This is a genomic window from Sphingomonas sp. PP-CC-3A-396, assembly GCF_004343105.1.
Lineage (GTDB): Bacteria > Pseudomonadota > Alphaproteobacteria > Sphingomonadales > Sphingomonadaceae > Sphingomonas.
The window spans coordinates 93692-117617 of the sequence record NZ_SLYF01000006.1 but is presented as its reverse complement, the minus strand read 5'-3'; the positions used below and the strand labels follow the sequence as shown (position 1 = coordinate 117617).

General features: G+C 66.9%; 23 protein-coding genes and 1 tRNA gene. 11 read left to right on the top strand and 13 right to left on the bottom strand.

What is annotated here, in order from left to right; translation table 11 throughout:
- The first annotated feature begins 34 nt into the window (after positions 1 to 34).
- The 6 genes from C8J40_RS12995 to C8J40_RS12970 all read left to right on the top strand — a co-directional run bounded on the left by C8J40_RS12995 (position 35) and on the right by C8J40_RS12970 (position 6147).
- A complete protein-coding gene (locus C8J40_RS12995) occupies positions 35 to 1027 on the top strand; it encodes a DMT family transporter (RefSeq protein ID WP_132897376.1) in 993 nt (330 codons plus the stop codon).
- Positions 1024 to 1677, top strand: a complete 654-nt coding sequence (locus C8J40_RS12990) for a COQ9 family protein (protein ID WP_132897375.1) — start codon at positions 1024 to 1026, stop codon at positions 1675 to 1677. Before C8J40_RS12995 ends, C8J40_RS12990 begins: the two co-directional genes overlap by 4 nt.
- Positions 1678 to 1850: 173 nt before the next feature.
- On the top strand, positions 1851 to 2126 hold the full coding sequence (locus C8J40_RS12985) for a FeoA family protein (protein WP_060526089.1): 276 nt from the start codon (positions 1851 to 1853) through the stop codon (positions 2124 to 2126).
- Between the two features lie 9 nt (positions 2127 to 2135).
- On the top strand, positions 2136 to 4010 hold the full coding sequence (gene feoB, locus C8J40_RS12980) for a ferrous iron transport protein B (RefSeq protein WP_132897374.1): 1875 nt from the start codon (positions 2136 to 2138) through the stop codon (positions 4008 to 4010).
- Between the two features lie 8 nt (positions 4011 to 4018).
- Positions 4019 to 4609 carry a single-stranded DNA-binding protein gene (gene ssb, locus C8J40_RS12975; protein WP_132897373.1) on the top strand — a complete coding sequence of 197 codons (591 nt, stop codon included), beginning with the start codon at positions 4019 to 4021 and terminating at the stop codon, positions 4607 to 4609.
- A gap of 5 nt (positions 4610 to 4614) precedes the next feature.
- Positions 4615 to 6147 carry a PAS domain-containing protein gene (locus tag C8J40_RS12970; RefSeq protein ID WP_132897372.1) on the top strand — a complete coding sequence of 511 codons (1533 nt, stop codon included), beginning with the start codon at positions 4615 to 4617 and terminating at the stop codon, positions 6145 to 6147.
- Here C8J40_RS12970 and C8J40_RS12965 read toward each other — a convergent pair.
- The 4 genes from C8J40_RS12965 to C8J40_RS12950 form a co-directional block, all read right to left on the bottom strand.
- Positions 6144 to 6524 carry a response regulator gene (locus C8J40_RS12965; protein ID WP_132897371.1) on the bottom strand — a complete coding sequence of 127 codons (381 nt, stop codon included), beginning with the start codon at positions 6522 to 6524 and terminating at the stop codon, positions 6144 to 6146. The two genes, C8J40_RS12970 and C8J40_RS12965, sit on opposite strands and share 4 nt — an antisense overlap.
- Positions 6525 to 6630: 106 nt before the next feature.
- On the bottom strand, positions 6631 to 7218 hold the full coding sequence (gene metW / locus C8J40_RS12960; RefSeq protein ID WP_132897370.1) for a methionine biosynthesis protein MetW: 588 nt from the start codon (positions 7216 to 7218) through the stop codon (positions 6631 to 6633).
- Positions 7215 to 7649 (bottom strand): GNAT family N-acetyltransferase, encoded by a 435-nt coding sequence (locus C8J40_RS12955; RefSeq protein WP_132734997.1) that lies wholly within the window; start codon positions 7647 to 7649, stop codon positions 7215 to 7217. The genes metW and C8J40_RS12955 overlap by 4 nt, the downstream gene beginning before the upstream one ends.
- On the bottom strand, positions 7646 to 8797 hold the full coding sequence (locus tag C8J40_RS12950) for a homoserine O-acetyltransferase (RefSeq protein ID WP_132897369.1): 1152 nt from the start codon (positions 8795 to 8797) through the stop codon (positions 7646 to 7648). Before C8J40_RS12950 ends, C8J40_RS12955 begins: the two co-directional genes overlap by 4 nt.
- A gap of 252 nt (positions 8798 to 9049) precedes the next feature.
- On the opposite strand from C8J40_RS12950, the gene hisC reads away from it, so the two are divergent.
- Together hisC and C8J40_RS12940 are read left to right on the top strand one after the other, a co-directional pair.
- Positions 9050 to 10159 carry a histidinol-phosphate transaminase gene (hisC, locus tag C8J40_RS12945; RefSeq protein WP_243693371.1) on the top strand — a complete coding sequence of 370 codons (1110 nt, stop codon included), beginning with the start codon at positions 9050 to 9052 and terminating at the stop codon, positions 10157 to 10159.
- Positions 10159 to 11067, top strand: a complete 909-nt coding sequence (locus tag C8J40_RS12940; protein WP_132897368.1) for a prephenate/arogenate dehydrogenase family protein — start codon at positions 10159 to 10161, stop codon at positions 11065 to 11067. The genes hisC and C8J40_RS12940 overlap by 1 nt, the downstream gene beginning before the upstream one ends.
- 138 nt (positions 11068 to 11205) lie before the next feature.
- On the opposite strand, the gene C8J40_RS12935 is transcribed toward C8J40_RS12940, so the two are convergent.
- The 4 genes from C8J40_RS12935 to ftsE are packed head-to-tail and all read right to left on the bottom strand — an operon-like array spanning position 11206 to position 14028.
- Positions 11206 to 11886: a 1-acyl-sn-glycerol-3-phosphate acyltransferase gene (locus C8J40_RS12935; RefSeq protein ID WP_132897367.1), complete on the bottom strand. Its 681-nt coding sequence runs from the start codon at positions 11884 to 11886 to the stop codon at positions 11206 to 11208.
- Complete coding sequence (locus tag C8J40_RS12930; protein ID WP_132897366.1) at positions 11883 to 12419, bottom strand: YdcF family protein; 537 nt, start codon at positions 12417 to 12419, stop codon at positions 11883 to 11885. Before C8J40_RS12930 ends, C8J40_RS12935 begins: the two co-directional genes overlap by 4 nt.
- Complete coding sequence (locus C8J40_RS12925; RefSeq protein WP_347812467.1) at positions 12416 to 13315, bottom strand: permease; 900 nt, start codon at positions 13313 to 13315, stop codon at positions 12416 to 12418. The genes C8J40_RS12930 and C8J40_RS12925 overlap by 4 nt, the downstream gene beginning before the upstream one ends.
- The gene (ftsE, locus tag C8J40_RS12920; RefSeq protein WP_132897547.1) at positions 13312 to 14028 is read right to left on the bottom strand and encodes a cell division ATP-binding protein FtsE; all 717 of its coding nucleotides are present in this window, start codon (positions 14026 to 14028) and stop codon (positions 13312 to 13314) included. The genes C8J40_RS12925 and ftsE overlap by 4 nt, the downstream gene beginning before the upstream one ends.
- A 164-nt stretch (positions 14029 to 14192) precedes the next feature.
- Between ftsE and C8J40_RS12915 the strand changes: the two genes are divergently transcribed.
- Positions 14193 to 14987: an MJ0042-type zinc finger domain-containing protein gene (locus C8J40_RS12915; protein WP_132897364.1), complete on the top strand. Its 795-nt coding sequence runs from the start codon at positions 14193 to 14195 to the stop codon at positions 14985 to 14987.
- A 62-nt stretch (positions 14988 to 15049) separates the two neighbouring features.
- On the opposite strand, the gene C8J40_RS12910 is transcribed toward C8J40_RS12915, so the two are convergent.
- Complete coding sequence (locus tag C8J40_RS12910; RefSeq protein WP_243693370.1) at positions 15050 to 16411, bottom strand: MATE family efflux transporter; 1362 nt, start codon at positions 16409 to 16411, stop codon at positions 15050 to 15052.
- Between the two features lie 112 nt (positions 16412 to 16523).
- On the opposite strand from C8J40_RS12910, the gene C8J40_RS12905 reads away from it, so the two are divergent.
- Positions 16524 to 16610 (top strand) — tRNA-Leu (locus C8J40_RS12905).
- A gap of 80 nt (positions 16611 to 16690) precedes the next feature.
- Positions 16691 to 16843, top strand: coding sequence for a hypothetical protein (locus tag C8J40_RS20360; protein ID WP_165911452.1), 153 nt, complete (start codon positions 16691 to 16693; stop codon positions 16841 to 16843).
- Between the two features lie 40 nt (positions 16844 to 16883).
- Here the strand turns inward: C8J40_RS20360 and C8J40_RS12900 are convergent, their stop codons facing one another.
- From C8J40_RS12900 to C8J40_RS12885, 4 genes are all read right to left on the bottom strand, one after another.
- Positions 16884 to 17138 carry a hypothetical protein gene (locus C8J40_RS12900; protein WP_132897363.1) on the bottom strand — a complete coding sequence of 85 codons (255 nt, stop codon included), beginning with the start codon at positions 17136 to 17138 and terminating at the stop codon, positions 16884 to 16886.
- Positions 17139 to 17155: 17 nt separating this feature from the next.
- The gene (locus tag C8J40_RS12895) at positions 17156 to 22168 is read right to left on the bottom strand and encodes a DUF11 domain-containing protein (RefSeq protein WP_132897362.1); all 5013 of its coding nucleotides are present in this window, start codon (positions 22166 to 22168) and stop codon (positions 17156 to 17158) included.
- A gap of 75 nt (positions 22169 to 22243) precedes the next feature.
- Entirely contained in the window at positions 22244 to 23389 is a 1146-nt protein-coding gene (locus C8J40_RS12890; RefSeq protein WP_132897361.1) for a DUF11 domain-containing protein, read from the bottom strand.
- Between the two features lie 53 nt (positions 23390 to 23442).
- Complete coding sequence (locus C8J40_RS12885) at positions 23443 to 23916, bottom strand: DUF11 domain-containing protein (protein ID WP_132897360.1); 474 nt, start codon at positions 23914 to 23916, stop codon at positions 23443 to 23445.
- Between the last annotated feature and the right edge of the window lie 10 nt (positions 23917 to 23926).

The window sequence follows — 23926 nt, the reverse complement described above, 5'->3', positions numbered from 1 at the left end:
CTGACGGGGGGAAGATAGGAGGCTACAGCGCGGCATGCATCGCCCCGACCCGCAAAGATTATCTAGCGCGCCCGATACGCCGCGCGGTTTGACGACGGAGGCGAACAGTGTCGCTGCGCCGGGCCTGATCGCGTTCGCGGCGCTGGTGGTGGCGAACGTCGCACTCGCATTCGGGCCGTGGTTCGTCCGCGCGACCGAGGTCGGACCGGTGGCGGCGGGGTTCTGGCGGCTGACGCTCGCGGTGCCGTTCCTGGTCGTCCTCGCGGTCCAGCAGGGCGCGCGACCCAGGCGGCTCGGGTGGAAATTATGGGCCGGGCTGCTCGCGGGCGGGGTTTGCTTCGCGGCCGATCTCGGTACCTGGCACCTCGGGATCCTGCGGACGACGCTCGCCAACGCGACGCTGTTCGGCAACGTCGCGACGCTGATCTTTCCGATCTACGGCTTCCTGATCGTACGAAGATGGCCGACGCGGACGCAAGGGTTCGCGCTGGCGCTGGCGGCGGCAGGCGGCGCATTGCTGCTCGGGCGGTCGTACCAGCTCGATGCGAAGAACCTCGCGGGCGATCTGTTCTGCCTGCTCGCGGGGCTGCTCTACACCGTCTATTTCATCCTGATGGCGCGCGCCCGGGCGACGCTCGCCCCGGTTTCCGCGCTGACCTTGTCGACGCTGGCGGGCATCGTGCCGCTGCTGGTGTTCGCGCTGGCGATGGGCGAACGCGTGCTGCCGACGCACTGGGAGCCGCTGATCGGGCTCGCTTTGTGCAGCCAGGTGCTCGGGCAGGGGCTGATGATCTATGCGCTTGGCCGTTTCACGCCGCTGGTGATCGGGATCGCGCTGCTGATCCAGCCGGTGGTGGCGGGGCTGGTCGGCTGGCTAATATATGGCGAGCGGCTCGGCGCGGCGGATCTGGTCGGCGTCGTGATGGTCGCGGTCGCACTGGTGCTCGTTCGTCAGGGCCCTCCCCCCGAATTACCTCTTGAAGACGCGCTTGATACGCCTGATTTTGGACGGCAGGAGACGGTATGACCCAGGACCTTACGCTCGATGAAATCCGCGCCCTGCTGGCGCCCGGCATCGCCGCCAACGCGGCCTTCGACGGTTGGAGCGACGCCGCGCGCGACATGGCCGCCCAAGCGGAAGGCGTAGACACCGACGTCGCCGCGCTGGCGTTCAAGGACGGCCCGGTCGACATGATCGACGCCTGGTTCGCGCATATCGACGGCGTGATGCTGACCGCGGTGCCCCCCGAACGGCTCGCATTGATGAAGATCCGCGAGAAGATCACTGCATTGGTCGAGGCGCGACTCGATGCGACGTCGATCGATCGCGAATCGCTGCGCCGTGCGGTGGCGATCCTCGCGCTCCCGCAGAACCTGGCAAAGGCGACGCGGCTCGGCTGGCGGACGGTGGACACGATCTGGCGGACGGCCGGAGACGTCTCGACGGATTATAATTACTATACCAAGCGGATGATCCTTCTCGGCGTGTACGCATCCACGATCACGGTGTTCCTCGACGACGAGAGCGAAGGGCTGGCCGAAACGCGCGCGTTCCTCGGTCGCCGGATCGACGGGATCATGCAGTTCGAAAAGGCCAAGGCCGGCTTCCTCAAGCGCACCGAGCACAGCTTCAGCCTGTCGCGATTCGTTGGTCGGCTGCGCTATCCGACGGCCTGAGGGCGGTACCCTATCCCGTCATCCTGGGCTCGACCCAGGACCCAGAGCCACGAACGCCGTCCTGTTTGGCTCTGGGTCCTGACTTTCGTCAGGATGACGGGACGTCGAGACGGTCGTGACCCGCGGCGGTTAGGGCTTCCCTTCCCACGGCGTTACTGATAATCACTCGCATCATGGACACTCGCCCCGATCGTTCCGTCAGCCTCGAAACCCTGCCGCGCAAGCAGCACGCTATTGTTGCGGCAATCGAGTGGGCGCGGCTTGCCGGTCCCGAAGCGCGTCGCCTGCGCGAACTCGGCTTCGACGAGGGTGTCGATGTCGAGGTGCTGCACCGCGCGACGCTCGGTCAGGGACCGATCGCCTGCCGGATCGGCCGCATGACCGTCGCGCTCCGTCGTGCGGTTGCTGGTGCGATCCACGTCTCGCCAATGCCTGCCGCGGCTGAATAATCCCATAAAATGAACGCAGCACCGCTGGTTGCGCTGGTCGGCAATCCCAATGCCGGCAAGAGCGCGCTGTTCAACGCGCTCACGGGTGCGCGCCAGAAGGTCGGCAATTATCCCGGCGTCACGGTCGAGCGGAAGGTCGGGCGGCTGATGCTCGACGACGGGCGGCCCGTAGAACTGGTCGACCTGCCCGGTGCGTACAGCCTCGAGCCATCCTCCCCCGACGAGCGCGTCACGCGCGACGTCGTCACCGGCACGCAGGACGGCGAGCGCCTGCCCGACGCGCTGGTCGTCGTCGTCGATGCCGCCAATCTCGACAACCACCTCCGCTTCACGCTCCAGCTGATCGCGCTCGGCCTGCCGGTCGTGATCGCGCTCAACATGGTCGATCTGGCGGAGCGCGACGGGCTGAAGCTGGACCCGAAAGTGCTCGAACGCGAACTCGGCGTGCCGGTGATCCCGACCGTCGCGGTGCGCAAGCGTGGCCTCGACGAGTTGAAGGCGGCGCTCTCGGGCATCGTAATCAACGGCCCGATGCGCCTCCGTAAATCGGACGGCAGCGTCCAGGACGACATCGTCACGCTCCAGCGCCGCGCGCGCGCGATCGCCACGTCGGCGACCGTATCCGAGACGCAGGTCCGTCGCTGGACGCACATGCTCGACGCGGTCGCGCTGCATCCCGTCGCCGGGCCGATCCTGCTGCTCGCGATCATGTTCCTGATGTTCCAGGCGGTGTTCAGTTGGGCGCAGCCGTTCATGGACGCGATCGATGCGGGCTTCACCGCGTTGCAAGGCTTCCTGACCGCCGAAATGCCCGATTCGCTGCTCCGCTCGCTATTGGTCGACGGCGTGATCAAAGGCGTCGGCGCGGTGATCGTGTTCCTGCCGCAGATCCTGATCCTGTTCCTCTTCATCCTCGTCCTCGAAGCCAGCGGCTACATGGTCCGCGCGGCGTTCCTGATGGACCGGGTGATGGCGAGCGTCGGGCTCTCCGGCCGCGCGTTCATTCCGCTGCTGTCGAGTTTCGCCTGCGCGATTCCGGGCATCATGGCGACGCGGACGATCGACGACGAGAAGGACCGGCTGACCACGATCCTGATCGCGCCCCTGATGACGTGCTCGGCGCGCCTGCCGGTCTACACGCTGATCATCGGCGCGTTCATTCCTAACACGCAGGTGCTGCCGTTCGTCGGGTTGCAGGGGCTGGTGATGCTTGGCCTGTACGTGATGGGCATCGTCGGCGCGTTCGTCGCCGCGCTGGTGCTGCGCCGGACGGTGACCAAGGGCGTGTCGTCGGGCTTCATGATGGAGATGCCCAAATACCAGTGGCCGCAGTGGCGCGACGTCGCCATCGGCCTGTGGAGCCGCGCGCAGATCTTCCTGAAGCGCGCCGGCGGGATCATCCTGACCTCGACGATCATCCTGTGGGTGCTGCTGAGCTTCCCCAAGCCACCCGAACAGCCCGCCGGTGCGCCGAAGATCTCGGCGGTCGATTATTCGGTCGCCGGGCGCATTGCGAACGGCATCGCGCCGATCTTCGCGCCGATCGGCTTCAACCGCGACATCGTCCTCGCGCTGATCCCGGCGATGGCCGCACGCGAAGTCGCGGTCGCGGCGATCGGCACCGTCTATGCGATCGACGATCCCGAGAGCAACCAGGGCGGCAAGGCGATGGTCGAGAACCTGCGCGGCCGCTGGAGCCTGCCGACCGCGCTCGCCTTCCTGATGTGGTTCGTGTTCGCGCCGCAGTGCATTTCGACGATCGCCGTCACCCGTCGCGAGACCAATGGGTGGAAATGGCCCGCCTTCATGGTTGGCTATTTGTTCGCCGCCGCCTACATCATGGCTGGCATTACATACTGGCTGGCGGTGTTCGCCGGCCTCTGAGGGGCATCATGGCAGGCAGCGTCAACAAGGTCATCATCGTCGGCAATCTGGGTCGCGACCCAGAGAGCAAGGCGTTCCAGAACGGCGGCAAGGTCGTCAACCTGCGCATCGCGACGTCGGAGTCCTGGAAGGACAAGATGTCGGGCGAGCGCAAGGAAAAGACCGAATGGCATTCGGTCGCGATCTTCAACGAGGGTCTCGCGAACGTCGCGGAGAAGTACCTCCGCAAGGGCTCGAAGGTTTATATCGAGGGCGCGCTCCAGACCCGGAAGTGGCAGGACGCGCAGGGCCAGGACAAATATTCGACCGAGATCGTGTTGCAGGGCTTCAACAGCGTCCTGACGATGCTCGACGGTCCGAATGGCGGCGCAGGCGGTGGTGCAGGCGGCGGCGGCGGTAGCCGCGGCGGTGGCGACGACTGGGCAGGCGGCGGTGGCGGCAACGACTTCGGCGGTGGTTCGTCTGGCGGTGGTTACGGCGGCGGCGGTCGTGGCGGCAGTGCGCCTTCGGGTGGCGGTAGCGGCGGCGGGGCACGCGGTGGCAGCTTCGGCCAGACCGGCGGCTTCTCCGACGATCTCGACGACGACGTGCCGTTCTAAGCTCAATGACGACGCTGTATTCCGTTCCTACGACCGCCACGTTCGACGAGGCCGAGCGCTCCCGCGTGATCTCGGCCTACGACGTTGCCGGTGCGCGCGCGAAAGGCCAGTTGGACGACATCGTGTCGTTCGCGGCCGAATTGTGCGACGCGCCGGTCGCCTTGCTGAGCCTGGTCGAGGAGGAATATCAGCGGTTCCTCTCGCGCACCGGCACCGATCTCGAACAGACGCCGCGCAGCATGTCGTTCTGTGCGCACGCGATGCACCATCATGAAGTCATGGAGGTGCCCGACGCGCGCACGGACCCTCGCTTTACCGACAATGCGCTGGTGACGGGCGAACCCTATGTGCGGTTTTACGCGGGTGCGCCGCTGGTCTCGAGCGAAGGCGTACCACTCGGTGCGCTGTGCGTGCTGGCGCCCGATCCGCGCGAGGGGCTGACCCGGTTCCAGCGCGACGGCCTGACTCTGCTCGCCAAGGCGGCGATGGGGCGGCTCGACGACCGCCGTACCGCGCGCGAACAGGCGTTTGCCGAAGCCGAGGCGCGGCGGACGCTCGAGGCGAGCGACCTGCGGTTCCGGACGCTCGCCGACACCATGCCGCAGATGGTGTGGTCGACGCTCCCCGACGGCTTCCACGACTATTTCAACGCGCGCTGGTACGAATTTACCGGCACGCCCGTCGGAACAACCGACGGCGAAGGCTGGAACGACATGTTCCACCCAGACGATCAGGACCGCGCCTGGGCCGTCTGGCGCCAGTCGCTCGACACCGGCGAGCCGTACAACATCGAATACCGACTCCGGCATTTCGACGGCACCTACCGCTGGGTGCTTGGTCGAGCGCTACCGGTGCGCGACGAAAACGGCGCGATCCAGCGCTGGTTCGGGACCTGCACCGACATCCACGAACAGAAGCTGGCCTACGAAGAGCGCGAGATCATCAGCCAGGAGCTGAGTCACCGCATCAAGAACATCTTCGCGGTGATCGCAGGGCTGATCGCCTTCGCAGCACGCGGCAAACCGGAGTTCGCCGGGATCGCGACCGACCTGCGCCACCGCATTACCGCGCTGGGCCGCGCGCACGACTTCGTCCGGCCCCACAGCGCGAACTCGCGACCATCGGCGGCGCAGAATAGCCTTCATGGGTTGTTGCAGGAGCTGTTCGAGCCGTATCAACGCGTCGACGGCATGCGCGTGATCGTATCGGGCGACGACGTGACGATCGACGATCGATCGGCTACGCCACTCGCGCTGCTGTTCCACGAGCTGGCGACCAACGCGACCAAATATGGCGGGCTCGCGACCGAAATGGGCACCGTGCAGATCATCGTGGCGGCGATAGGCGACACGGTGACGCTGACATGGAGCGAGGAAGGTGGCCCGGCCGTGACCGAACCGACCACACCTTCGGGTTTTGGTACGCAGCTCATCGAAATGAGCGCAGTGCGTCAGCTCGGCGGCAAGATCGAGCGCACATGGAATAGCGCGGGCCTGACCGTGGCCGTGGATATCCCGAAAGCCGCCTTCAGCCGTTAACGAATGCGGATGATATCGTCGTGGATGACCGGTTGCTCGTCACAGGCGAGCGCGGCGGCCGCCAGGATTGCTGCGTCGCTGAACGGTTTGCGGATGCAGCCAAGGCATTCAGCATCGCCGATCTGAGCGGGATTGGCGGTGACGAACACGACTTTGACGCCGTACTCGGCTGCCATCCGCTTGGCGATTTCGGGTCCGGTCGGTCCGTCACGCAGGTTGATGTCGACAAAGGCAAAACTGCAACCCGGCGCGGCCGCGATCGCGCTCTCGCGATCGGCCGCGATCCCCGCCACGCCGTATCCGGCATCAGTGAGGATTCTCTCGAGGTCGAGTGCGACGAAAATCTCGTCTTCGACAATGAGGGCGGTCTTGGTCATCGGCGTGTTAACCGGTCGCCGACCGATCGGTTCCGCGCCGATACTGATCGCCATCAATATCGGGCGACATAGTGTTACATTTATCGCGGCGCCGTTACCGCCGCCCTTAACGCCGCAGCAGGAAGACTGCGTGCTCGGCGAGCAGATTGGCAGCGCCCGCGCCGGTCCGCTTGTCACCCGACAGGAACCAAGCGTCCTCGACGATGATCCCGCGCGCTTTCACGAAGGCGCGGAAATCGTCGATCGTGACGTGGTGGATGTTGGGCGTGTCGTACCAGCTTTCGGGCAATTGCCGCGTCACCGGCATGCGGCCACCCCACAGCAGCGACAGCCGCACCCGCCAATGCGCGAAATTGGGAAAGCTGACGAACGCGCGCCGGCCGATCCGCAACAGGTGATCGAGCACGAGATCGGGCGCGCGCGCGGTCTGCAGCGTCTGGCTGAGGATCGCATAGTCGAAGCTCGCGTCGGGATAGCCCGCAAGGTCGATGTCCGCATCGCCCTGGATCACTGACAGGCCGCGTGCGACCGCCGAGGCGACGTTGTGCGCGTCGATCTCCAGTCCGCGCGCGTCGACCTCGCGGGTATCGCGCAAGGCCGCCATCAGCGCGCCGTCGCCACAGCCGATATCGAGCACGCGGCTGCCTTGCGCGACGTTCTCGGCGATGACGGCGAGGTCGGTGCGTAACGTCATGGTGCGGTCCGTAGCTGCTCGGCGAGGCCAGGGGCGAGCCGTTCCATGTAGCGATCGGCGCGGACCAGCGGGTGGAAGCCGAGCCCCGCATAGACGCCGTGCGCGTCGGCAGTGACGAGGCCAATCCTCCGCAGTCCTGCGAACGAGGGGTGATCAAGGAACCAGCTGACCATCCGCCGCCCCAACCCCTGCCCGCGCACGGACTCCTCGACCCAAACGTCGGCGAGCCACGCGAATGTCGCGTGATCGGTGATCATCCGAGCGAACCCGACTTGCGTTTCGCCCTGATACGCACCGAGGCAATGCGACCCCGCGATCGCGCGTTCGACCAGCGACCGCTCGATCCCCGGCGACCAATAGCTGCTCGCCAGCCAGCCATGGATGCGGTCGATCTGCAGCTTGTCCACGTCGTCCGAAAGGAGGATCGTCATCGCCCCGCCCTCAAGAAGCCGTCGACGACCCGGTTGAGATCGGGGGCCTCCAGCAGGAACGCATCATGGCCGTAGGGACTCGACAGCTCGACGAAGCTCACCGGCGCGCCCGCAGCGTTCAAGGCTTGGACGATCGCGCGGGATTCGGCGGTCGGGTAGAGCCAGTCGGTGTCAAAACTGACGAGGCAGAACCGCGCCTTGGTCGCGCGGAACGCGTTGGCGAGCATTCCGCCATGCTCCTCAGCGAGATCGAAATAATCCATCGCCCGCGTGATGTAGAGATACGAGTTCGCGTCGAACCGGTCAGTGAAGGCGAGGCCCTGGTGCCGCAGATAGCTCTCGACCTGAAAATCCGCGTCGAACCCGAATGATTTCGCATCGCGTGCTTGCAGCCGACGCCCGAATTTCTCGGTCAGCCCGGCTTCGGACAGATAGGTGATGTGCGCTGCCATCCGCGCCACCGCGAGCCCGGCGGTCGGCGCGTCGTCGTCGTGATACTCGCCCCCGCGCCAGTTCGGATCGGCCATCACCGCCTGCCGGCCGACCTCGTGAAACGCGATGTTCTGCGCGGTATGCCGTGCGGTCGAGGCGATCACGACGCACGCCTTCACGCGGTCGGGGAAGGTCGCGGGCCAGCTCAGCGCCTGCATCCCACCCATCGATCCGCCGACCACCGCGTGGAGCACGCCGATGCCGAGATGGTCGAGCAGCATCGCCTGCGCGCGTACCATGTCGCGAATCGTGATGACCGGGAACCCCATCGCCCAGGGCCGCCCGGTCGCCGGATTGATCGTCGCGGGACCCGACGAGCCCATGCAGCTGCCCAGCACGTTCGCGCAGACGACGAAGTGGCGCGCAGGGTCGATCGGCTTGCCCTCGCCGACCATGCGCGTCCACCAGCCAGGCTTGCCCGTGCGCGGGTGATGGGAGGCGACATGCTGGTCGCCGGTCAGCGCGTGGCAGATCAGGACGGCGTTCGAGGCATCGGCGTTGAGCGTACCGTACGTTTCATACGCGATATCGACCGGCGACAGCAGCACGCCGCCGTCGAGCCTGAGCGGCCCTGGCAGCGTGACGCGCCGCGCGAGGCCGAAGCGCTGGTCGGTGTCGTGGCTGGTGCTGGGGTCGATGGCAGGCGTGTCGAGCATGCCGCGCGCTACCATAAGCGCCCGCGAACATGCCAGCGCTGCGTCCTCAATCCTCCCTCGCAAGGGGGAGGTGGCTGGCCCTTGCCAGACGGAGGGGGAGGACAGGAATACAGCTGTTGCGTCGCCCTCCCCCTCCGTCGCTTCGCGCCACCTCTCCCTTGCGGGGGAGGATAAGTCAGTCCGACGAGCCGTTAGCCTACACCTCGCACAAACATTGCCACCGCGGCACCGTGCCCGCTATGTCCCGCGACCATGACAAACATCATGCCCGCACCCGCGCCGAAGCCCTGGATCATGGGGATCGCGCCGTACACGCCCGGTCGCTCGACGACCGATGATGGCCGCACGGTGATCAAGCTGTCGTCGAACGAAAACCCGCTCGGCACCAGCCCCGCCGCGAAGGCCGCGTTCGACGCCGCCGACCGGACGCTGGAACGCTATCCCGACGCCGGCGCGACCGCGCTGCGCGAGGCGCTGGCGGCGCATTACGACCTCGACCCGGCGCGCGTGATCTACGGCACCGGCTCGGACGAGATCCTGCATCTGGTCGCGGGCGCCTATGCGGGCCCCGGCGACGAGATCATCCACGTCCGCTACGGTTTCGCGGTCTACGAGATCGCGACGCGCCGGGTGGGGGCGGAACCGGTGATCGTCGACGACCGCGACTATGCGACCGACGTCGACGCGATCCTCGCCGCGGTTACCGAGCGTACCCGCGTCGTGTTCGTCGCCAACCCGAACAACCCGACCGGCACGTTCACCCCGCGTGCCGAGATCGCGCGGCTGCATGCAGGGCTCCCGAAGTCGGTGCTGCTCGTACTCGACCAGGCCTATGCCGAATATCTGTCGCCCGAGGAGGACGATGCGGGTTTGGCACTCGCGATGACCGAGGCGAACGTGCTGGTCACGCGGACCTTCTCGAAGATCCACGGGCTGGCCGCCGAGCGGATCGGCTGGGGCTATGCCTGCGCGCCGATCATCGACGCGATGCACCGCATCCGCGCACCGTTCAACGTCACCACCGCGGGGCAAGCGGCCGCGGTCGCCGCGATCGGCGACACCGCGTTCGTCGACGCGACGCGCGCGCATAACGATACCTGGCGCGGGTGGTTCGTCGAGCAGGTCGGGCAGATGGGCAATGCGGGCCTGCGCTGCGTGCCATCGAAGGCGAACTTTGTGCTCGTGCTGTTCGAGGGCAAGCTGACCGCCGATGCCGCCTATCACGGGCTGATGAAGGCGGGCTACATCGTCCGCTGGCTGCCCGGCCAAGGCCTGCCCAACGCGCTGCGCATCACGATCGGCACCGAAGAGGAAACGCGCGGCGTCACCGCGGCATTGCGCGCGCTGGTCGAAGCCGCCTGATGCTGCCGTTCGCGCGCGTCACGATCATCGGGCTGGGACTGATCGGCTCGTCGGTGGCGCGCGCGATCCAGGCGGCGATGCCGACCGTCCGCGTCACCGGCTACGACGCCGATGACAGCGTGCGCGAAACCGCGGACCGGTTGCAGTTCTGCGACGACGTCGCGGACTCGGCGGGGGCGGCGGTGATCGACGCCGACCTCGTGATCCTGTGCGTGCCCGTGGGCATAATGGGCGACGTCGCGCGCGAGTTCGCGGCCGAGCTCCCCGCCGACGCGGTCGTCAGCGACGTCGGCAGCTGCAAGGCCGAGATCGTCCGCGCACTGACAGAGGCGCTGCCCGACGCGACCGTCATCCCCGCGCACCCGGTGGCGGGCACCGAGCGCTCAGGCCCCGAAGCCGGCTTCGCGACGCTATTCCGCCACCGTTGGTGCATCGTCACGCCCCCCGAGGGCGCCGACCCGGTCGCGGTCGAGCGTGTCTCCGAATTCTGGCGTCGCCTCGGCGCGCAGGTCGAGACGATGGCGCCCGAGCATCACGACCGCGTTCTCGCCGTCACCAGCCATCTGCCGCACCTGATCGCCTACACGATCGTCGGCACCGCCGGCGACTTGGAGGAAGTGACCCAGTCCGAGGTCATCAAATATTCCGCCGGCGGCTTCCGCGACTTCACGCGGATCGCGGCGTCCGACCCGACGATGTGGCGCGACATCTTCCTAAACAACCGCGAGGCGGTGCTGGAAATGCTCCAGCGCTTCTCGGAGGATCTGAGCCATCTCCAGCGCGCGATCCGCTGGGGTGACGGCGACGCGCTGTTCGACCTGTTCACGCGGACCCGGGCGATCCGGCGGAGCATCGTCGAACAGGGTCAGGACGACGACGTGCAGGATTTCGGGCGGACTCACGGGTAAATCTTCTACCACCCCGGCGCAGGCCGGGGCTCAATTGGGTAGGCCAGCGTAACAACGCGCAGCGCATATTAGCGACGTCCCCCAATTGGGCCCCGGCCTCTGCCGGGGTGGTCGGCTGTTGGGAATAGCCTTCCGAACTTAATCCAGCGCGTTCATCGCCGCGTGAACCCGCTCCTCCGCCTCCTCACGCGGCAGGCCCGGCGGCACCACCTCGCCGAACCGGAAGGTAATCACCCCCGGCAGCTTCGGGCCCTTCCGCGGCCACACCAGCCCGCTGTCACACGCGATCGGCACCGTCGGCATCTTCAGCGCACGATACAGCCCCGCAAACCCCGGCTTCAGCGGCGGATGCTCGCCCGGCGATACCCGCGTCCCCTCCGGAAAGATCAGGATCGAGCGCCCGGTCGCCTTCGCCGCGGTCGCCTCGCGCATCATGCTGCGCATCGCCGTCGCCGACGCCTCGCGGTCGACCACGATCGCGCCATAACGCCGCGCCGCCCAACCCCAGGCCGGGATATCCGCCAGTTCGCGCTTCAGCACGATCGCAGGGCCATCAAGCAACGCCTGCAGCTCCAGCGTCTCGAACATCGCCTGGTGCTTGCACGCATAGAACGCCTGCTCGGTCGGCCGCGTCCCCTCGATCCGGATATGCACACCCAGAATCCACCGCGCGCACCAGCGATGGAAGCGCGTCCAGATCGTCGAATGCACGATCACCGCGCGCGATCCGAACAGCGCGGAGATCGGCACGGTCACCACGATCGGTACCGAGATCGTGTAGAAAACGAGCATGAACGCCCAGTTACGCAGCCAGATCATCCGCCATATCCAATCCACAACGCGATCCGGCGAAGGATCAACTTGTTATATTCGTTGACCAAGGTCCCGAGTCGCGGCGTACCCGGCACGCCATCGCCGAGAATCACGACATTCTTGTCGAGCGCCGCCGACAGCTCCATCCGTGCCCGCGCCACATGCCAGTCCGACGTCACCAGCCGCACCGACCGGTATTTGTGCACGCGCACCCACTGCGCGGTCTCCTCGGCATTCGACCGCGTATCGACCGCGTCCGCGCCGAGATCGATGCAGCACGCGAACAGCGCGGGCGACGTCCGGTATTCGAGCGCGAGATCGATCGGCCGCACCCCCGGCGCGACGCCCGTCACCAGCATCCGCTTCGCCTGGTGATCGCGCAGCAGTGCGATGCCGCGGTCGATCCGCCCTGCTCCGCCGGTCGGCACGACGATCGCATCCGAGGTGAACCCGTTCAGCGGCTTGGGCAGCATCAGCATGAACAGCGCAAAGCCGAACGCCCAGGCGAGCGCCATGATGCCGAACAGCCGGACGATCACAGGATATGCCTCAGCGCGCGGACGATCGTGACACGCGCGGCGAGCGTGGCGAGAACGACGAACGCGACGGGCAACAGCGCGAGCACCACCCAGTCGACCCCGCCAAGCGTCACCCCGCCGAGCAGGTCCGAACCGAGCCCGCGCAACCGGATGCCGATGAACGTGACGATCAGCAACGCCGCGACACCACCACCCACGCCGCCGATCGTTGCATCGAGTGCGATCCGCCGCTGGAACAGCCGCGCGACCTGAAGATCGGTCGAGCCGAGCATGTGCATCACCGCGATCGTGGCGCGATGCGTCTGGAGCCCCGCACGGGCGGCGAGCACCACCACCGCGGCGGTCGCGCTCGCCATCAGCAGAACTAGCGCCAGCGCGAGGAACGTCAACGTGCGCATCACGTCGTTGACCGGCGACATCCAGCTTTCGTGCCGGTCGACGCGGACACTGGGATTCAGACGCCGAACCGTAGCCGCAACGCGCGACGCGGCGGCCTCGTCATGGTCGGCAAGGTCGACGTCGATCATCGCCGGCACGGGCAATTGCGGATCGGCGCCGTCGGAGCCAAGCCAGGGTTGCAGCAACCGTGTCAGCTCCGCGCGATCGACCGGCGTCGCCGTCGCCACCGCCGGCATCGTCCGCAAGGCAGCAAGGACACGGGCAGCGGCAACGTCACGCCGCACCGGATCGCCATCGACGACCTGCACCGTCAACCGCCCCGCCAACTGCCGATCGAGCAGCCGCGCAGCCCCCGCGGTCGCGAGGCCAAGTGCGGCGGCGAGCATCGTCAGGAACAGCATGATCGCCATCACCCACGTCATCGCACGCAGCCCGCCTGCTTCGTCAAGCACGCGGCGTTCGGCCGAAGACCGGGCGTTGGTGGCGCGGCTCATCATTCGGGCCGTGTCGGCGGATAGCGGAGCGCGCCCGTCGGATCGAGCAACCGCCCACGATCGAGCCGCATCATCTGCGCGCCCGGTATCCGCCCCAGCAGATGGAAGTCATGCGTCGCGACGACGACCGTCGTCCCCAGCTTGTTGAGCGATTCGAACAAATGCAGCAGTCGCTCGGCCATGTCGGGATCGACGTTGCCGGTCGGTTCGTCCGCAACCAGGATCTCGGGGCGCGCAATCACCGCGCGCGCGATCGCGACACGCTGTTGCTCGCCGCCCGACAATGTCGCCGGTCGTGCATCTGCGCGGTCGCCGAGTCCTACCCAGGTGAGCATCTCGCGCACCGGTTGCTCGATATCCGCCTCGGGCATCCCGGCGACCCGCAACGGCAGCGCGATATTGTCCCAGGTCGACAGATGCGGGACGAGCCGGAAATCCTGGAACACCACGCCGATCCGTCGCCGAAACCCGGGCAGCCGGTCGCGCGACAACACCACCGCGTCCTCGCCGAACAGCCGGATGACGCCGCGCGTCGGCCGTTGCGCGAGATACAGGAGTTTCAGCAACGAGGTCTTGCCGGCACCGCTCGCGCCGGTGAGAAAATAGAACGCACCACTGCGCAGCGTGAAGCTGAGGTCGGACAGCGTCTCGGGGCCTGCGTCCGGCCCCGAGCCGTATCGCAGCCCGACATTTTCGAATTGGACGATATTCGCCATGACGTGGTTGCGCCCGCTCTCGCCCGCTTGATGCCCGTGCCAATGCCCGTATTGGCGCTTTCGCATGAAAGCGCGCGCCGCTTCAAGCTTGCCACATAGACGGGCAGCGTGCTTATTCGGAACATGAACGGTCGCGCTCCGGCGGCCGCTGGTGAAGCGTCTCCATGATCCTCCAATGTCCCGAGTGCAGCACGCGCTATCTGGTCCCCGACAGCGCGATCGGCGGCGATGGACGCACCGTGCGCTGCGCCAATTGTCGACATAGTTGGTTCCAGGCGCCCGCACCGGTGATCGAGGATGCGCTGGAAATCCCGGTCGCGACGCCGGTCGCACCCGTGCCGCCGCCGCTCGCGCCGCTGATGCGGACGCCGGACCCGGTCGAGAGGTTCACACCGTTTGCCGCTGCGCCCCCGGCCCCGACCCCGACCCAGATCGCGCCGGAACCAGCCTTTGCGCCTCCCGAATTCATCGTCCCGGATTATACGTCGGTCGCCGAGCAGCCCCCATATACGCCGCCGCTGAAACCTCGGCGCAATACGGCCCGGTGGTGGACCGTCGCCGCGGTCCTGGCCGGGCTGTTGATGCTGATCGCGGTCGGATCGATCGTCTATCTCGGCGCGCCGGGCGTGGTGGCCAAACTGGGATTCGGGCTTGGCAGCGCAGAGACGCCGTTGCGGCTGCGTGACAATCCGATCGAGCGACGCGAGCTGGAGAACGGCTCGGAGCTGTTCGCGGTCAGCGGCCAGGTGACCAACCCGTCGGACCAGCGCCAGCGCGTCCCCGACATCCGCGCCGAACTCCGCGATGCGCAGGGACGGCTGGTGTATAGCTGGACGATCACGCCGCAGCAGCGGACGCTGGCACCGGGCGGTGCCGTCGATTTCAACTCGGCGACGCTGAACGTGCCGCCCAACTCGAAGCGGCTCGAACTGAGCTTCGCGGGTGAGGCGACGCGCTAGCTCTACGATCCTCCCCTGACGGGGAGGATCAAGTCAGCCCTCCCCGTCAGGGGAGGATCGAGTCAGCGCCGCAATCGTCGGCTTACGATCCAGAAGCGGCCGCCGTGCAGGATCGCGGCGGTCAGCATGCCAAGGCCAGAGGCGTAGACCAGCGCCATCGGGCCGACACCGGCGTACACCATCCACCAGCCCGCGCCGCCGGTGACGACGAAATACGCGACGATGCTGTTCACGCCCGCGACGACCTGATCGCCGAGCGAGCGGAGCGCGTAGACCAGCACCACTTGCGCGCCGTCGAACAGGATGAACGGCGCCCAGACCGGTAGCATCGCCAGCGCGACAGTATGCGTGGCGAGGTCGGCCGGAAACGCCGCGACGATCGGCCCGCGCGCAACGATCAGGACGATGCCGCACAGGCCGAGCGCGAGCATCGACAGCCCGGTCGCGATCAACGCGCGGGAGATGCCCGCTTTGGGATTACCCTCACCGACTGCATTGCCGACGCGGACACCACAAGCGGAGCCGAGGCCGAGTGCCAACCCGAACGTGACGTTGTGAACCGAGAACACGATCTGGAACGCATGCGCGACATTGTCGCCGAACTGCGTCGACAGCGCGATCAGGATCGAGAAGCCGGCAAGTTCGAGGCCGGACGCGACGGCGGGGACGATTCCGAACACCGCGAGTGCGGCGATGCCGGCCGGCACTCCGCGCCATGCCGCGAGGTCGATTCGCCGAACTCCGCGCTCCTTCGCGCGCGGCAGGGTCAACGCCGCCGCGATCATCCCGACCGCCCCCAGCCCCGACGCGATCGCGGTCGCCGTCGCTGCGCCAACCGCTCCCATTGGCGGCAGCCCGAGATGGCCGCCCGACATCGCCCAGGCCAGCACCGCATTGAGCGGCAGTATCGACAAGTTCACCACCGCGACACGCCGCGGTCGGCTGACGCCCTCCAGGAAGAAGCTGGCGGCGACGATCATCAGCTGCGGCGGATAGGTGAACGCCATCACCCGCACGACCCGCCCGGCCGGCTCGACCAGCGCAGGCGCGACACCGATCCCGGCGAGCATCGCGTCCGCGAAGACGAACATGACGACTCCTACGACGAGCCCGAGCAGTAACCCCAACACCAGCCCTTCGCGGAGCACCTGCCCGGTACGTGGCAGGTCCCCCGCCCCATCGGCACGTGCGGTATGCACGAGGACGCCCGACAACCACGCAAGCCCGGTGACGATCGCGATGAACGTCATCGAGCGGCTCGCGCCGAGCGCCGCCACCTCGTGCGCGCCGACCAGCCCGACGACGATCACGTCTGTGACGTGCAGGATCGTCCAGTTGAGGCTGGTCAGCATCACCGGCCACGCGAGCGCGAGCACGCGCCGCGTTTCGGCTCTGGTATCGGTCGAAAAAAGGAAGCGGGGCATCGTTTGCGGTACCGGACGAACGGTTTTTCGCAAAGGCCGTTGCGTAGCGTTCAAACCCTTGCTAGTGGCGCTCGCCTACCAGATGCCGGGTCCGCCCGGTGATGTTTCATGGGCGGCCATGGCGGAACTGGTAGACGCGCAACGTTGAGGTCGTTGTGGGCGAAAGCCCGTGGAAGTTCGAGTCTTCTTGGCCGCACCATTTTTTCTGATGAGCGTAAATACCCCCTTCGAGGGCCCCCCTTGCTGCGCGTGTGCGTTGGCTTGCTTGGAGGAATTTGCATGAGTTCGATCGACGACACGATCATCGATACGCCCGAGGGCCCGATGACGTTTGCGCAGTGGAAAAAGAAGAACCCGGTCCAGCTGCCCTCGCGCCGGACCAAGGGGAAGAAGCTCCCGAATAAGGTGAAGCTGACCACCGACGGGAAATAGGCGGACAACATACCCCTCCCGCTTGCAGAAGGGGAGCAAGTCAGTGCCGCTCGTGCGAACTCCACGACCCCTGCTTCGCCCGGATCATCCGCGCCTGAAATTTCACCCGTTGCCAGAACGTTGCATCGTCGAGCCGCCATTGGCGAATCGCCTGCGTCGCCAGCGTCTCGATCAACGCCTCGCTCGTCGCTGCGTCCTGCATCGCGAATGCTCGTGCGAGATCCTCGACGCACGGACCATGATCGGTAAAGTCGCGCGGCAGCGGCATTGGGACGGGTTGGTTCGGCGTCGGCATAGGTCTCTCTCCCTGTATTATCCCCGCCCGCCGAACAGCGCGCGCGTTGCGCCACCGATCGTCGCTTGGTCGAATTTCAACCGCATCGTCACGTACGGCCCCTGCCGCGTGTAGCGGTCGTCCTCAAAATCGCGGTCGCGGTAGCCCGATACGTTATAGCCTGCGGTGATCCACGTGTTCTGCGCAGGCGAGACGCCGACCGACGGCCCGCCGCTCCACGACCAGGCGCCGCGCGACCAGGCATGCTGCGCCGATCCGCTCACGCCGATATCGAACCGCGTACCGATATCCTGGCGCAGCTCGAACCCGGTGACGTCGATATACCCGTCATAGGTGTCGTCGGCGAACCGCCCCGCGACGTATTTCGCGCCGTAATACAGCGTCGCCTCGGTCCCGTGGCCGAGCCCTTCCGGACCGGTGCGATAGTTCACCGCGAGGTTGTTGATGATCCGCGACGTGACCTGATCGCCGCCGCCATGGGCGGGTACGCCGAGGGCATTGGAGTCGGTGAACCCCGCATCCGCGCTCTCATGCCGCAGCTCGAGCCGTTCGAGCACCGACCAGCGGCTGTCGAGCGGGCGGAACGCAAGCGCCAGATCGGCGGTGGCATAGGTCGCGACCGCGCCGCTCTTGTCGGTGATCGTGTACGCCTTGATGCTCGACGCGAGCGTCTTGCCCTGCCCCAGCGTGCGCAGGAAGTTGGTGGTGATCCCCCAGCGATCGCCGCTGTCGGCATTGCGGTATTCGAGCCGCCCGTTCACCGACCAGCGTGCCTGGCGATAGGTCGCGCCCAGCGTCATCGCAGCGTAATCGCCGTTGGTCTGGTCCTGCCCGACATAACCGCCCGAGGTGACCGGCTGGAACGCATTGACCACCGCACCGTCGGGAATCTTGCCGTTCAGCGTGTTGCTGGCATCGAGCGTGCCGTCGACCGTCCAGTGCTTGCCGAGCGGCACCGACTGGCTGAGGCCGTATTGCGCATAGGTCCGCGCGCCGTTCTCGCCGATCGCCTGCTGGTTGAGCGTGCTCATCAGCTTGGCACCGGTCCAAGGCGCGACGTCGACGCCGAACTGCTTGGTATGCGCGACATAGCCGTCGCCATTGGCGATCTCATACCCGCCGATCAGGCGGATGCCGGGCTTGATCCGGTAGGCGAGCTGGATCTGGTGGCGCACCGGGAAGTCGACACTGTCGCTGTCGCCGCCGGGCGCAAACTGCGTCTGACCGGTCACCGTCAGCGTGTCGCCGAACAGCGCCTGGCTGCCGCCGAGCGTGAGCAGCCGGCTGTCGCGGTCCTTGCCGTCGATGCCGCGATCCGCCGCATACTGGCCGCCGACGAAGATCGTGCCCGTGTTGCGCCGATATTCGAGGCGGACGTCCGCGGCGGTCCGCGTCCCCGCGCTGTCGAGTTGCTGCTGGTGCCAGGCGACCCCCGTCAGGCTGATCCGGTCGGTCAGCCGCAGGCGACCATCGAGCCCGAATTTGCGCGTACCCGCTTCGACAAGGTTCTGCTGGCCAACGCCGAACGCGGTATCCTGCTGACGTGCATACGCGAGCAGGTCGAGCTTCGTCCCATGATGATCGACCTCGGCGAGATAGGCGAGCCCCTGCCCCAGCCCCTGCCGCCCACCCTTGGCGATCTCGCCGCGCAGTTCGGTGGTGGCGGTCACGCGCGCCTTGATATCGGCGCCGAGCACGGTGGCCTTGCCGACGGTCTCGTCGCGGATGACCGCGACGCCGACCTCGACCCGGCCATCGGCCAGCTTGGTCGCAACGCGCCCAGCGGCGGCGAGCTTCGACGACTTGCCGCCCTCGACCTCGTAATCCGCGACGATGAAGATCGGGTTCAAATTGCCGTCGCGGCTGAGGATCGGCTGGCGGAAGCGGACCGTGCCCATCGACGTATCGATGTCGTAGTCGATGTGGCGGGTCAGTTCGGTGCTCGAGACGATCAGCTCGGAGCGGAAGCGGTCGCGCGTCTCGAGCCGCAATTTGTCGCTGTTCGGGACGATGTTGCGCCCCGACAGCCGGTATGGCCCGCTCAGGCCGTTGCCCTGGATCTCGTCGCGCGAATACAGCGTGTCGGTGTTCGCCGCGAACCCGGTCGCGCGCACCCGCTTGCCCTCGTACGCCGCCTTCACGCCGTTGAGCGTACGGCTGTAGCGGGTCAGCTGCGCGTCGGTGAAACCGGTCTCGAAATCGCCAAACAGCGCATAGAATTCGCGACGCTCGAGCCGCAGGTACAGCTTGCGGCGGGTTGCCGCATCATAGCCCTGGCGCGAACCGTCGCCATAGACGGTGTAATAGCGGTCGGGGTCGATCGTGCCGAGCAGCCCGCGGTCGGGATCGTATTTGCGATCGCTGTCATAGGCGATCGTCGCCAGCCATGAGCCCTTGACGCGACCCTTGGCGTAGAAAGCGAGCTGGCCGTCGGTGACGACGCTGTTGCGCTGCGACCGCGGCAGGCCCGATTGGCGCTTGCTGAGCATGTCGTAGCCAAGCGAGCCTGCGCCGAACCCGACCACGACCCAGTCCTTGGCGGACGCTGCGAGCCAGGCGCGAACCTCGTTGGCGTGGACGACCTTATCCTCGGTCAGCGAGACGACGACGTGAACCGCGCCGGCCTGCGTGGTCGGCTGGAGGGCGATGAAGGCCAACCCGTCGTCACCGACCACCTGCGCGGTGGTGGACGAGCGTTCGCGGCCGGCAAGCTGGCGCCCCTGTTCGAGCTCGGCCTCGACCGCGGCGGTATAGGGCTGGTCGACGGTGAACGGGACGAGCGTGCCGGCGCGGACCGGGCGACCGGTCTTGTCGGTGACGCGGACCGCGACCAGCGGGCGGGTCAGGCCATCGGCGACAAGCCGGCTGCTGGCCGCGTCGAACACCGCACGGACGCCGGCGCCGGCATAATGCACGACGCGCTGGAGGGTCTTCACGACGCTACCGTCGGCGGCAAGAATGCGCGCATCGAGGCGATTGTCGCCGTCGGTCAACGGGATACCGGTCCAGCGCGATACCGCGATATCGGTGCCATCGCGCGTGTCGGTGCCGTCGAACGCGAGCGGCTCGACCTGCTTGCCGTTGATCGTGAGCGCGACGCGCTGACCCGGCATGTGCTTGATGACCGCGCGGACGATCGGCGCGCGGGGATTATGGTCGGCGCTCGGGAACAGCCAGTCGATGCCGGCCGCCTGTTCGCCTGTCAGCCAGTCGCGGCTCCCCGCAGCGACAGCGGCATCCGCGACCGCGACGGGAAGGCCGGCATCCGCCGCCTTGGCCTTGCCGGTCGGCTTCAGCTGGAAGTCGACACGCTTGAGCAACCCGCCATCGCCCTCGACGAAGCGCGAGATCGGGCTGTTCGCCTGGCGCGTGTCGATATCGCAGGCGACCGGCGCGTGCGTCGCGGGGATGCTCGACGTGTCGATCTGGACGACGTGACGCCCAGCGCGGACGCCCTCGAAATGGTACAGCCCGTCGCGGTCGGTGGCGACGAACGTGCCGTCCTCCATCAGCAGGCGAATGCCGGCCACGCCCCTGCGCTTGTCGACGGGATCGCCGCAATTCCCTTCGGTGACGCGGCCGATGATCGTCATCGCGTCGGTGAACAGCAGCGGGCGTAGACGCACGGACGCCGCGGCTTCGTTGCTGGTGATGGTGCCCTGCCCGGCGACGCGCGCACGATTGAGCGCTTCGCCGGTCGGGGCGCCCGGCGCGATGCTGACGACGTATTTCAGTTCGGTCGAGGCACCGGCGGCGAGCACCGGGATGACGAAATCGAGGCTGCGGCCATCGCTCGACACGGTCGGCTCGTCCCCGCCGCGCGCGGAATTACGTTCGTAGCGCAGGCCGCGGGGCAGCGTGTCGGCGACATGGAGCCCGCGGGCCGGGACAGAGTCACGGTTGGTGATCCGCAGCAGATACTGGACGAAATCGCCCGGCGACGCCTCGCGCACGGAGGCGACTTTGGTCAGCAGCAGCGTGCCCGCGCCGGGGCTGTCCAGAGGGATGTCGGCGGAGAACGGCTCGGGTGTCGACAGCGTCAGCGAGCCGCCGAAACTCGTGTCGTTGAGAATGAACGGCCTGCCCTGCGGGTCCTTGAGCGCTGCCAGCGTGGCGCGGTCGACGGTGGAGGGCGCGGTATAGGTACCGGGTGGCGCGACCTTGATGAAATAGCGCCCCGGCGCCGTCAGCGGGAAACGATAGCGCCCGGTCTCGCCAGGATAGACGCGGCCGCCGGCGTCGGTGACCGCTTCGCCGGTGACGACGGTGGAAGGATAGCGGCTGACGCCGTCGTCCCCGAACACGGTCGCGGGCTGGCCTGTCTCGTCGACCAGCGACACGGTCGTGCCGTCGATCAGCGCGCCGGTCCGCGAATCGAAGGTGTAGCCGGCCGGGTCGATCAGCAGCGCCGCCATCGAAGCGAGGCTGTAGCCGTCTTCGGAAAAGCTGAGCTTGATCGTCGCGCCGCGCTGGTTGCGAATGTCGCACGCGGCGAGTTCGGGATGCTTGCCGGTCGCGCTGGCGGGGATGCCGCCGGCGAAGATCCCGCTGTCGACGGCGGTTTCGGTCAAGGTCAGCGTCGTGTGGATCGTGCCGACGTCGACATCGATGACCGACGTCTCGCGCAGGTCGGGATCGTGGTTGCCGGCCTGGTTGTCGAGCACGAGGATCATGTCCGCGTAGATGTCGACCGCGGCGACCCAGGGCGATGCGGCATAGGTCGCAGCGTCGATCGGCGACGGCGTGAACAGGAGCGATGGCGCGGTCTGGCACTTGGCGCCGGTCAGCTCGTAATTCGGCGGCGGCAGGCGAAAGGTGAGCGTCGTCGGACGCTTGGCGCGGTTCACGTCGAGCGCGACCGTGTTGGACGGGATCGTACGCACGCCAGAGTCGCTGGCCGCGTTGTCGAACGACAGCGTCGCGGTATTCTGGATACGCGTCTGGGCGCTTGCCGGCAGGATACCGATGACAAGCCCGATCAGCGTCAGGAATAGGGCGCACAGGCGCAAAAGGCGGCGGAAGCTGGGCATCAAGGGTCCGCTCCCGGCACGCGTCCTTCACGCGTGCCGGGATCGGTCGGTCCTTTCGGGTGCGAGGGTGTGGGCTTAGTTGATCGTCACGCGGAACGTCGCTGCGACCGATGTCCCGCCGAGCAGAACCGGGATCGTCGCATTCACCGTCTTCGTGTTCGTGTTGAACGAGCCGGTATAGTTGAGCACCGGCACGGTCACCGATCCGTCGTCCGCCAACGGGACGCCGCCGACGATCCCCGTCAGCAGGCACGTATTCCCGAGCGCGATCGCACCGATCGAGAGCGAGTTCGTGACATAGGTGGTGTTGGCCGGGATGACGTCGGTCAGCACGACGTTGGACGCCGGCGTGCCGACCGTGCCGTTGTTGACGATCAGGCAATATTGCACGACCGCGCCCGGGATAGCTTTTGGCGAAAGGGCAAGGTTGACCGGATCGTTCAGCACCAGTTGCGACTTGGCGACGCTCAAAGCGACATTGCGCGTGGTGATTTCGTAGCCGAGCGACGCGCGGCCCTGCCCGTTCAGCGCAACGTCGCCGCCAAGGCCATCGGAGTCGTTGTCGGCAAAGACCACATCGACGACAGCATCGTCGTTCGGGGCGACGCTGGCCGCCAGCGGCAAGCCCTGAGCGGCTGTATCACCACCCGCCGCGACCTGTGCGATCAGCGTGATGCCGGCAAGCGCGTTAGCCTGGTTGTTGGGAATGTCGGCGACGATGAAGACGACCGCCGACTGATCGGCACCGAGCTCGTTGATGTAGGTCACGGTATCGGTCCCGGCGTCATAGGTGCCGTTGCCGTTCGAATCGACGTAGATGTGGATATTGGTCACGTCGAAATTGTCGCCGGTGAACAGGTTCGTGATCGGCGTCTGGCTCGACGACAACAGGAAATCCTGCGTGCCGTTGGTGTTGTTGGTGACCTTGAACGTCGTAACCGCCGCGGTCTGGCCGATCGCCACCTGTGTGTTGTTCGGCTGGTTCGCGATCACGGTCAGGTTGACCTTGCGATCGACCACGAAGCTCGTCGTGTTCGACGTCGCCGACTGCTGGACGCCGTTGACCGAGTAGCTGGCCTGCGCAGTGTTGGTGACCGACGTGCCGGCGGCAGTGCCGGCGGGCCCCGGTGCCTGCGCACTGGCTGTATTGGTCGCGATACCAAGCGACACGACCGCAGCCGTTCCGGCCATCAGCGTGCGAATTACCCCTTTTGCGTACATTCCGAATTATTCCTTCTGTGTAGATTGCGAGAGCTGGGTCGACGGAGGCGCACTCATTTCAGGACGGCCTGGAACGCGAACTGACCTTGCGAACCGGCCGCTAACGGGCTTGCGAGGCGCCACCGGACGCTGGTGACATCGTTGGGGCTCGCCGGGCGCGTGCTGCCGTCGAGGCTGCGGACGCGCAGCGTGGCGAGCGAACCGAAAGTCTTGCCGTCGACCGACACGTCGGGTGCCGGCGAGCCGGGATTGGCCGAGCGATAGGCGATCTGCCGCGGCAACGGATTGTCGAGCACCACGTTGCTCAGTGGCTGCGTACCGGTGTTGCGATAGGCGAGTACGAAGATGACCTTGTCGCCCGGCGTCACCTTCGACGGTTTCACCAGCGCGATCCGCGTGGTGCCGTCGGCGGCTGCGGCGCGGCTTTCGACCAGGATACTGCTGGTGACCTGCAACGGCCCTGCGGCCGCGGAGGCGGCGGCAGCGGTGGCCGCCAGGACGGCGGCAATCATCGGACGCGTGATCATGACTATGCTC

Bases quoted from the DNA above. Each gene is read 5' to 3' on its own strand.
- C8J40_RS12990 (WP_132897375.1), top strand. From the start codon at position 1,024: ATGACCCAGGACCTTACGCTCGATGAAATCCGCGCCCTGCTGGCGCCC.
- C8J40_RS12910 (WP_243693370.1), bottom strand. From the start codon at position 16,411: ATGCCCCGCTTCCTTTTTTCGACCGATACCAGAGCCGAAACGCGGCGC.
- C8J40_RS12925 (WP_347812467.1), bottom strand. From the start codon at position 13,315: ATGATGAGCCGCGCCACCAACGCCCGGTCTTCGGCCGAACGCCGCGTG.
- C8J40_RS12940 (WP_132897368.1), top strand. From the start codon at position 10,159: ATGCTGCCGTTCGCGCGCGTCACGATCATCGGGCTGGGACTGATCGGC.
- ftsE (WP_132897547.1), bottom strand. From the start codon at position 14,028: ATGGCGAATATCGTCCAATTCGAAAATGTCGGGCTGCGATACGGCTCG.
- C8J40_RS12890 (WP_132897361.1), bottom strand. From the start codon at position 23,389: ATGTACGCAAAAGGGGTAATTCGCACGCTGATGGCCGGAACGGCTGCG.
- C8J40_RS12900 (WP_132897363.1), bottom strand. From the start codon at position 17,138: ATGCCGACGCCGAACCAACCCGTCCCAATGCCGCTGCCGCGCGACTTT.
- feoB (WP_132897374.1), top strand. From the start codon at position 2,136: ATGAACGCAGCACCGCTGGTTGCGCTGGTCGGCAATCCCAATGCCGGC.
- metW (WP_132897370.1), bottom strand. From the start codon at position 7,218: ATGACGTTACGCACCGACCTCGCCGTCATCGCCGAGAACGTCGCGCAA.
- C8J40_RS12885 (WP_132897360.1), bottom strand. From the start codon at position 23,916: ATGATCACGCGTCCGATGATTGCCGCCGTCCTGGCGGCCACCGCTGCC.
- C8J40_RS12950 (WP_132897369.1), bottom strand. From the start codon at position 8,797: ATGCTCGACACGCCTGCCATCGACCCCAGCACCAGCCACGACACCGAC.
- hisC (WP_243693371.1), top strand. From the start codon at position 9,050: ATGACAAACATCATGCCCGCACCCGCGCCGAAGCCCTGGATCATGGGG.
- C8J40_RS12970 (WP_132897372.1), top strand. From the start codon at position 4,615: ATGACGACGCTGTATTCCGTTCCTACGACCGCCACGTTCGACGAGGCC.
- C8J40_RS12985 (WP_060526089.1), top strand. From the start codon at position 1,851: ATGGACACTCGCCCCGATCGTTCCGTCAGCCTCGAAACCCTGCCGCGC.
- ssb (WP_132897373.1), top strand. From the start codon at position 4,019: ATGGCAGGCAGCGTCAACAAGGTCATCATCGTCGGCAATCTGGGTCGC.
- C8J40_RS12995 (WP_132897376.1), top strand. From the start codon at position 35: ATGCATCGCCCCGACCCGCAAAGATTATCTAGCGCGCCCGATACGCCG.
- C8J40_RS12935 (WP_132897367.1), bottom strand. From the start codon at position 11,886: ATGATCTGGCTGCGTAACTGGGCGTTCATGCTCGTTTTCTACACGATC.
- C8J40_RS12915 (WP_132897364.1), top strand. From the start codon at position 14,193: ATGATCCTCCAATGTCCCGAGTGCAGCACGCGCTATCTGGTCCCCGAC.
- C8J40_RS12895 (WP_132897362.1), bottom strand. From the start codon at position 22,168: ATGCCCAGCTTCCGCCGCCTTTTGCGCCTGTGCGCCCTATTCCTGACG.
- C8J40_RS12955 (WP_132734997.1), bottom strand. From the start codon at position 7,649: ATGACGATCCTCCTTTCGGACGACGTGGACAAGCTGCAGATCGACCGC.
- C8J40_RS20360 (WP_165911452.1), top strand. From the start codon at position 16,691: ATGAGTTCGATCGACGACACGATCATCGATACGCCCGAGGGCCCGATG.
- C8J40_RS12965 (WP_132897371.1), bottom strand. From the start codon at position 6,524: ATGACCAAGACCGCCCTCATTGTCGAAGACGAGATTTTCGTCGCACTC.